This window comes from Tepidibacillus decaturensis, from assembly GCF_001561915.1.
Taxonomy (GTDB): Bacteria; Bacillota; Bacilli; order Tepidibacillales; family Tepidibacillaceae; genus Tepidibacillus_B; species Tepidibacillus_B infernus.
In genome coordinates, this window is sequence record NZ_LSKU01000001.1 from 1821695 (window position 1) to 1830218 (window position 8524).

Here is an 8524-nt window from a genome sequence, read left to right on the forward strand (position 1 = left end):
CCCTTAAATAACAAATGGAAGAAAGTTATACTTTCTTAATCTTGAAGCAAAAAATATCCACCAGCCTGGTGGATATTATTTTTCGATCATTTTTGTATGGTTACGAGATATATATCATTTTTTTGTTGATATGAAGCTTTTATATTTTTCAATTTACAATATTGAATGATGTTTTTTGCTGATTGCTCACGTTCTACTATCATGTTAAATGTTCCATCCAATTGATTTAGTGCTTGTTTTAATTGATGAACAGGGTCAGGCACATCCATATTTCGATAATGATCGATTGGAACATTTCTAGTATCCACTGTTTTACCTTCAATCTTTAGAGGAATACGGTATTCCTTCATAATACGCAATTCTTGTTCTTTCCATTGTTCCTCTGTTAAATCTTTCCTTCCAAATAAATTACAGTGGCAGGTTCCATGTATTTCTATGTCATGAGCTGCATATGTACATGGGCACACTAGTTGACGATCAATCTTTTTATCCCCTGTCGCTTCAAAGCATGGACAAATTCGTTGACCATACATTTCTTCATTTTCAGCGAGCCAAATTTTTAAGTTCGTTAAATACATTTTATGTGGATTAACAGATAAACCTTTTACTTCAGCATATTTGTTAATCCATCGGCTAGCTTGATTAATCTTCTTACGATATTTGATATATCCACCAAAGAAATCTTTATACATACGAAGATTTGCTATTAATTTACCCATATATTTCACCTCCTTTCATTCAAACATGTAAATTCTAACACAGTTAAAAATACCCCGCAAGGTATTTTACGTTCCTCCTTCTACCTTCATTTTTTCGCTTCTACTTCATAAAAATATTAATTCTTTGTAAAGAATTTACGAAAAATAAGATGAGGTCTTGCTTTTTCACCTCTATTTTGCTTATATATAAGTATATCCTTATATCTTTATTACAAATGAGTAGAACAATTTAAATAAAAAAGAATGCGAGGATGACAACATGACAAAAAAGAAACCAATCCTTTACTTTATTTGTACAGGAAATTCTTGCCGTAGCCAAATGGCCGAGGGATTTGGGAAAAAATATGCAAATGGCGAGTTAGAAGTATGTAGCGCTGGAGTAGAAGCACATGGCTTAAATCCAAGAGCGGTTGAAGCGATGAAAGAAGTTGGGGTAGATATTAGTAACCATACTTCAGATATTATTGATCCAGAAATCTTAAATAACGCCGCTTATGCCATTACACTTTGCGGGGATGCTGAAGAACGTTGTCCATATACACCTCCACATGTAAAACGAATTCACTGGCCATTACATGATCCAGCCAAAGCAACAGGAACCGAAGAAGAAATTATGGCTGTATTTCGTGAAGTAAGAGACAAAATTGACCAATTAGTGTATGATGTGATTGAGGAGGCCAAGAAGTCGGCAAAGGAGGAATGATTGTTGACTATACCTTTACAGCAAGCTGAACAAATGAATGAGATTGAAAAACAAGCTGAGATTCTTAAAATATTAGGTGATAAAACAAGGCTAACGATTTTCTCTTTACTAAAAGTAAGAGAGCTTTGTGTGTGTGAATTAACAGATCTATTAGACGTTTCGCAACCAGCCATTTCTCAACATTTAAGGAAACTCAAATTGTTGAATCTTGTAAAAGAACGTAAAGTAGGACAATGGGTCCATTATTCTATTAGAAAACCAAATGAAGATGAACTACTACTCAAGTCAATTATTGACCATTTGCCCGATATGACAAGTATGATTATGATCCTAGATCAAGGAAAAAGCTGTAACTTTTCTGAAGCAAAAAAATAAATCCACCAAACCAGGTGGATTTATTTTTGATTCATTTCACCTTTTAAAATTTTATGTTTATATCAGGTCTAGTTAAAATCCCATTAAAAAATGCACTATAAACTGCCCTTTTGATATGCCCTTTATTGCAAATCTTCTCTGTCATTAATTGATGCATGCTCATATGACCAATCATTCCAAAAAGAGCTGGTCCCATCAATTCAATCTCAATGTCTTGACGAATATATTGATGTTGTTGTCCCCAAACAAAAATTTCTTCTATGTACGACAAATAACGTTTACGAATTCTTTGTACTTCTTCATGCCAAATTTCTTCCAAATGCCAAACCTCAGACATCATCAATTTATAAAAATGGGGATATTCTATAAATAAATCTACTTGGGTATCTACATTATTTTTAATATATAAAAAACCGCTATTTTCAACATTTTCTGTTCTTTTTTTCATTTCACTTATCAAAAATTCAACTCCTGTTTCCAAGAGTTCTAAAAACAACTGATTTTTCCCTTTAAAGTAATAGTAAAATGTACCTTTGGAAGTCTCTGAAACTTTAACAATCTCATCGACTGTCGATTCCCCAAGTCCTTTCTTAGAAAATAACTCTAGTGCAATCTGTAAAATTTTCGACTTATTATCCTCATTAGAAAACATATTCGCTCCACCTTGTTTTTTGATATCATTATATCTCTGACACTTCATCAATAGCTAGTTTATTCTAAGAACTAAAGAAGCAAACGTAACAATGAACCATTGGACGTTTGCTTCCCATCATTAATTAACGGAATCTCCATTCTTCAGCAAATTATCGTGAAAACAGTTAGATAAATAAACGAAATCCAACCAATATTAACAATGGACCTACAATATAGGACATAATCCGTTGACCTTTTGGACTCCATTTCTTCTCAAATAAAATCATAATTAAGCTAAATCCCACATAAAAGACCCATGCCCACGAAAACATTTTCGCTTGAAAAAAGGAATAATCAACAAGAACTTGGCCCGTTAATAAACCAATAACTGCGAACATCGTTCCAATAGACCCCATCATATAAGCTTGTGGCATAGATAACTTTTGTGTTTTCATCAATAAAGGAATCTGAATCGGTTTTCCTCCAGCACTGATTAAACCTGTCAATATACTAAAGAGAAAGGAAATAACAGCAATAACCGGCTTCAGTTGTCCTGGCTGTACAAGTTTTGGCTTTAACAATACTAAACGAAGTCCAACCAATACAGCATAAACTCCAAGAATAATCATCAGTACTTTTGAATCAAGAGAACTACCAAACCATCTTCCTACTAGTCCCCCTATAAATGCAATGATAGCAACAGGCCAAAATACATTTTTAGGAATTTGAAGAATTTGCTCCTTGTTCCCACGAACGAATAGAAAGGAAGCTAAGAGCATGACTAAACCATTAATAATAATTGCTTGATGAATATCGATTTTCAACCAAAACATTAATAATAGAACAAGAAAAATTCTGTCAATCGTAATTTTCAAGTAAAGCGTGACAACCCCTACAATTAAAATAATTAATACAGCTAAAGCATACATCGACATAAAAGCGCCTCCTATTTTTAAAATTATTAAGAAGTAATTCCTAACCACCTCTCTCCTTGCTACATTTTTCGTAGACCATTTATTCTATATATTACTATATACTTATATAATAAAACATTCTGACCTACTATTAAAAGTATTATATTTCATGATTTCGCAACAATTGTTAACTCTGAAAGTTAGTTTAAAACTATATAATTTATTGATGAAGTACATGAATCAACTATTATTAGAATTAGTATAAACAGACACAAACTGTTCAAAAAAATCATCTTGCTATTTATAGACTAAACAGTCTACTATATAAATAGATTAGCAATTGCTAATATATTAAAAAGATGGATGGGAGAGATTAAAATGGTAAATCCAAAAGATTATTTAGAAGCAGGTCAACTATTTCACGGCCATAAATGTCCAGCGATGCCAATGGGGTTACGTGTAGGGGCTGCTGCAATGAATAAATTAGGCGTAAATCGCGCACAAGACGGACAGCTTATCGCTTTGGTCGAAATTGGAAAAGACCACTGTGCTACTTGTTTTGCTGATGGTGTACAGATGATTACGGGTTGTACATTAGGAAAAGGAAATATCCAAAAATTGAATTACGGAAAATGGGGTGTTACCCTTATTGATCGCAAGAGTGGAAAAGCAGTAAGGGTATCTCCAAAAGCAGAAGCCATGGCCAACAATAAAAAGTCGAAATTCTTTAGCGATTATCGGATGAAAGGCTTACCAGCTAGTTCCGTTCCATCAGAAATTGCTGATCCATTGGTAGAAGGGGTAATGAATGATCCAGATGAAAAGATTTTGATTATTGGCGAAGTATTTGATTATCAAGTAGAAAATCATGCACATACCTTCAATTCCTTCGTCTGTGAAGAATGTGGGGAAATGACGGTTGAAGCTTACGGTCGAGTTAAAGGGGATAAAAAAGTTTGTATTCCATGTTCGGGTTGGGAAGTTTAATCAGGTGATTCTATGTTTAATTTAATTATCTTCATTCTCATTTTATTGTCCTCCTTCCTCTTCGCCATACTAGGTCTTGGCGGGGGATGGTGTACATTCCAATCCTTAAATGGGCAGGACTCGATTTCAAAGAAGTCGTCATTCCCTTAGGATTACTATTAAACGGATTAAACACTTTATTAGCACTGATCCCCTATCATAAAGCGGAACTCGTTGATTATAGAGGGATGTGGCCCATGGGAGTCACAGCGGTGATCTTTGCCCCAATAGGCGCATTGGTTACTCCTTACATCTCAAAACCTATATTAATCATATTATTTGCAATTCTTGTACTGATAGCTGCATTAAAAGTTTTTTATGACTTGAATAAGGCAAATAAAAAACAAAAATGGGTCGCCACTAGTGGCGCTTCAAGTGAAATTACGGCCACAGCTGAAACAAAGGTATACACACTTCGGCAGAAGCAAATCATAGGAGGATCCACAGGAGCAGGAATTGGATTTATCGGCGGTTTATTAGGTGTTGGTGGTGGATTTATTATTGCCCCAATCCTGATGATGCTAGGTTACAAAACAAAAGAAGCAGCAGCAACAACAGCCTTCGTCGTTACCTTTTCCTCATTTTCAGGCTATTTAGGTCATCTAAGCAAAGGTCTTCCGTTAAGTTGGTTAACCTTTTTAGCCATTCTCGCGGTCATCATCGGTTCGCAAATTGGTAGCAATTTTATGGTGAAAAAAGCAAAAGGTTCAACAGTAAAATTAATTTACGGCATTACACTTGTACTGATTGCAATAAAACTTATTTTCGACTTATTTTAAGAGCAAAGTAGAGATAGACCTTTCATAACTTTATAAAGGTCTATCTTGTTTTTTTAGAATTTTATTTTATTATATAAGCATATAATTATATTATCTACATAAATTTCTTATGTGAGGAGTGTTAGTCATTGAGTGAACAAGTCGGAAAAAAATTATCATTCTTGGATCGATATCTTACGGTTTGGATTTTTGCAGCAATGATTATAGGAATCGGGGCGGGGTATTTGTTCCCAGGAATGGTAGACTTACTTAACAAAGCACAAGTAGGTACGACTTCCATCCCGATTGCTATTGGTCTAATCTTAATGATGTATCCCCCATTAGCAAAGGTTCGTTACGAAGAAATGGGCCAAGTATTTCGGAATGGAAAAGTTTTAGGACTTTCGTTGATCCAAAACTGGATTATCGGTCCATTACTGATGTTTTTCTTAGCCATTACCTTTTTACGAGACTATCCAGAGTACATGATTGGTCTGATTATGATTGGATTAGCCCGTTGTATTGCGATGGTCATCGTATGGAATGATCTCGCCAAAGGGGATACCGAGTATGCAGCAGGACTTGTGGCCTTTAACTCGATTTTTCAGGTCTTATTCTATTCCCTTTACACGTACATCTTTATTACCGTATTACCCAGTTGGTTTGGTATAAAAGGATTTGCAGTTGATATCACGATTGCAGAGGTAGCCAAAAGCGTCTTCATCTACTTAGGTGTTCCCTTCATTGGCGGAATGGTGACTCGCTATTCCTTCGTGAAAGCAAAGGGAAAAGATTGGTATGAGAAAAACTTCATTCCCAAAATCAGTCCGATTACATTAATATCTTTACTCTTTACAATTATCGTCATGTTCTCATTAAAAGGAAATATGATCATTAAATTACCTCTTGATGTCGTGCGGATTGCCATCCCGTTATTAATTTATTTTGTTGTCATGTTTCTTGTTTCTTTCTATATCAGCAAGAAAACAGGCGTAGGATATTCAATTTCTACGACGTTATCCTTTACATCTGCAAGTAACAACTTTGAATTAGCCATCGCTGTAGCAGTTGGCGTGTTTGGAATCAACTCTGGGGCAGCCTTTGCCGCTGTAATCGGTCCCTTAGTAGAAGTTCCAGTAATGATTGGATTAGTCAATGTTGCATTGTGGTTTCAAAAAAAGTACTTTCAACAATCTCAAAAAATATAAGCAATAATTTAAGGGATGAGCTTATGAGATTTATAGGCTCATCCCTTATTCTTTCGTTAGTAATAGATTCATTCTATTTCGTCATAGTATATAGAATCTACACTTTCAAGCAATGGATATTTTTGGCTTTATCATCAATATACTAGAAAGGAATTTTTCAATCTTTTTAATATGTAATATAGCTAATAACATAAGGAATAGTCTCAATTTACTTACCTATTTTTGAGGCGGTGTTGCAATTAATGAAGCTATAATTCCTAGGACTGGAAAAATCATCATGATATAGATAATTTGAGTATAATCTCCAAACATATCATAGGCAACCCCAAATGGTAGTGGCCCAAAGGCAGAACCTAGAACCGTTGCTGTCATTGCAACACCTTTGATACTTCCTATATGTTTTCGACCAAAATAGTTAGGCCAGATAATGTTCAAAGTAATCCTTTCAAATCCACCTATAACACCCCAAATAAAACCAAATAAAATTGCAAATTTAATAGAATAAGTATTCTGAAGTACAAATAAGAATATTAATTCACCTAAAAACACTACCGCTAAAACCATATGACTTTTAACTCTTTCCAATATAAATCCTGCAATCATCGCAACGGGGAAACCCATTATGGCCATAAGACTTAAAATAAGGGATGAAGCAGTTGATGAAATCTCATTTTCACCTAAGATAGAACATCCTCAGGTTTATTTCTTATAAAAAAATAAGCTAGTGGTACAAATAAAAATATTAATAATATAGCCCATACTCTCCAAGCTATAGGCCATCCCCATGTATGAATCATCCAGTTGTTTATAGGAGGAAAACTAGCTGAACTCAAAAAACCACCAATAGTCATAAAGCTTAGTGCTCTTCCTCTTTTCTGAATAAACCATTGCGGAACAAGTGTATTAGGAATCAATGTCATCGAACCTTGCCCTAATAAACGAATAAGAAAAAAGCCAAAAAACAACATTGTAGGTGTGTAAACAATACTATTCCAAAAAAGTGCTAATCCCAGCCCCAATCCAACAATTACGCTCATTCTTCTATGTCCAAACTTATCAACGAAACGTCCAGCAAAAAACAATAGTAAACCAGCAAATAATGTTGCTGTTGAATAGATACTTGAAACCAATGATCTACTCCAACCAAAATCTTGAATATACGAATCAATAAAAACGGAGTTAGAATATGTTTGACCAGGTCCAGAGAAAAACACGCCCAACCCCGCTATTATCACAATTATCCATCCATAATAAAAATCTGTACTTATCGGCCTCTTTAAACTTTTTAATTTTGAAATTCGCAATTACCCATCATCTCCTGTCTGTTTTTACTAAGCGAATTAAAAAACACCATCTAAATATACCATACTTTATAACGTTTTAATTTTTAAAAACTTAATCTCATATGTTGCTTACTTTTTCTTGCCTTTAATTTTATGTAAAGAATAAGTAAAAACAGGGTAAAGGACTTGCTTTCTTCCCCTTTTTTTGTTTATATAAGTATATCTTTATATTTTTATCACCGATTAACGAGTGAAATAATGATGAATGCGAGGACATAAGTCAACATCAATCAGAAATTATCGATCCAGAGCTTTTGAACAAAGCCTCTTATGCCATCACTTTATGTGGAGATGCAGAAGAACGTTGTCCATATACTCCACCACATGTGAAACGAATTCACTGGCCTTTAGAAGACCCTGCGAAGGCAACCGGTACAGAAGAAGAGATTATGTCCGTCTTCCGTAAAACAAGAGATGTCATCGATAAACTTGTCCATGATATAATCGAGGAAGCACGATCCAACTTAAAGGAGGAATGATCATTGGAGAATCCTCATTTCAGTGAATTAGAAGAAATCGCCGAATTATTAAAGATACTTGGAGATAAAACACGACTCACACTTTTTTCCTTATTAAAGGCGAGGGAATTATGTGTTTGTGAGCTGACTGAATTACTCGATGTCTCCCAACCCGCCATATCTCAACACTTACGAAAATTAAAATTATTAAATTTGGTCAAAGAACGGAAGCAAGGGCAATGGGTCTACTATTCATTAAGAAAGCCGAACGAAGATGAGACCATGTTACAGACAGTTATCGAACATTTACCTGATTTAACAGAATGGCTAACTTCCCTTAAGATGGGACAAAGTTGTAACTTCCCACTTAACGAAGACACCAAAAAT

The 8524-nt window shown here is 34.7% G+C and carries 12 protein-coding genes; 7 read left to right on the forward strand and 5 right to left on the reverse strand.

Annotated elements, in window-relative coordinates; translation table 11 throughout:
- Positions 1-86: 86 nt before the first annotated feature.
- On the reverse strand, positions 87-719 hold the full coding sequence (locus tag U473_RS08595) for a ferredoxin-thioredoxin reductase catalytic domain-containing protein (RefSeq protein WP_068725356.1): 633 nt from the start codon (positions 717-719) through the stop codon (positions 87-89).
- Between the two features lie 259 nt (positions 720-978).
- On the opposite strand from U473_RS08595, the gene arsC reads away from it, so the two are divergent.
- Positions 979-1422, forward strand: a complete 444-nt coding sequence (arsC, locus tag U473_RS08600; protein WP_068725358.1) for an arsenate reductase (thioredoxin) — start codon at positions 979-981, stop codon at positions 1420-1422.
- Between the two features lie 33 nt (positions 1423-1455).
- Positions 1456-1797 carry an ArsR/SmtB family transcription factor gene (locus U473_RS08605; protein ID WP_068727576.1) on the forward strand — a complete coding sequence of 114 codons (342 nt, stop codon included), beginning with the start codon at positions 1456-1458 and terminating at the stop codon, positions 1795-1797.
- A gap of 43 nt (positions 1798-1840) precedes the next feature.
- Here the strand turns inward: U473_RS08605 and U473_RS08610 are convergent, their stop codons facing one another.
- Together U473_RS08610 and U473_RS08615 are read right to left on the reverse strand one after the other, a co-directional pair.
- Entirely contained in the window at positions 1841-2449 is a 609-nt protein-coding gene (locus U473_RS08610) for a TetR/AcrR family transcriptional regulator (protein ID WP_068725361.1), read from the reverse strand.
- A gap of 166 nt (positions 2450-2615) precedes the next feature.
- A complete protein-coding gene (locus U473_RS08615; RefSeq protein WP_068725363.1) occupies positions 2616-3365 on the reverse strand; it encodes a TSUP family transporter in 750 nt (249 codons plus the stop codon).
- A 357-nt stretch (positions 3366-3722) separates the two neighbouring features.
- On the opposite strand from U473_RS08615, the gene U473_RS08620 reads away from it, so the two are divergent.
- The 3 genes from U473_RS08620 (at position 3723) to arsB (ending at position 6336) form a co-directional block, all read left to right on the forward strand.
- The gene (locus U473_RS08620; RefSeq protein WP_068725366.1) at positions 3723-4331 is read left to right on the forward strand and encodes an FmdE family protein; all 609 of its coding nucleotides are present in this window, start codon (positions 3723-3725) and stop codon (positions 4329-4331) included.
- 86 nt (positions 4332-4417) lie between these two features.
- Entirely contained in the window at positions 4418-5149 is a 732-nt protein-coding gene (locus tag U473_RS08625; protein WP_235589087.1) for a sulfite exporter TauE/SafE family protein, read from the forward strand.
- Between the two features lie 128 nt (positions 5150-5277).
- Positions 5278-6336 carry an ACR3 family arsenite efflux transporter gene (gene arsB / locus U473_RS08630; RefSeq protein WP_068725368.1) on the forward strand — a complete coding sequence of 353 codons (1059 nt, stop codon included), beginning with the start codon at positions 5278-5280 and terminating at the stop codon, positions 6334-6336.
- Between the two features lie 216 nt (positions 6337-6552).
- Here arsB and U473_RS15505 read toward each other — a convergent pair whose 3' ends face one another.
- Positions 6553-6966, reverse strand: coding sequence for an MFS transporter (locus tag U473_RS15505; protein ID WP_321164160.1), 414 nt, complete (start codon positions 6964-6966; stop codon positions 6553-6555).
- 47 nt (positions 6967-7013) lie between these two features.
- Entirely contained in the window at positions 7014-7640 is a 627-nt protein-coding gene (locus tag U473_RS15510; RefSeq protein ID WP_321164161.1) for an MFS transporter, read from the reverse strand.
- Between the two features lie 293 nt (positions 7641-7933).
- On the opposite strand from U473_RS15510, the gene U473_RS08640 reads away from it, so the two are divergent.
- Entirely contained in the window at positions 7934-8158 is a 225-nt protein-coding gene (locus U473_RS08640; RefSeq protein WP_321164162.1) for a low molecular weight phosphatase family protein, read from the forward strand.
- Between the two features lie 3 nt (positions 8159-8161).
- Positions 8162-8524 (forward strand): ArsR/SmtB family transcription factor (locus U473_RS08645; RefSeq protein WP_068725371.1); only part of this gene is annotated, 363 nt, incomplete at its 3' end.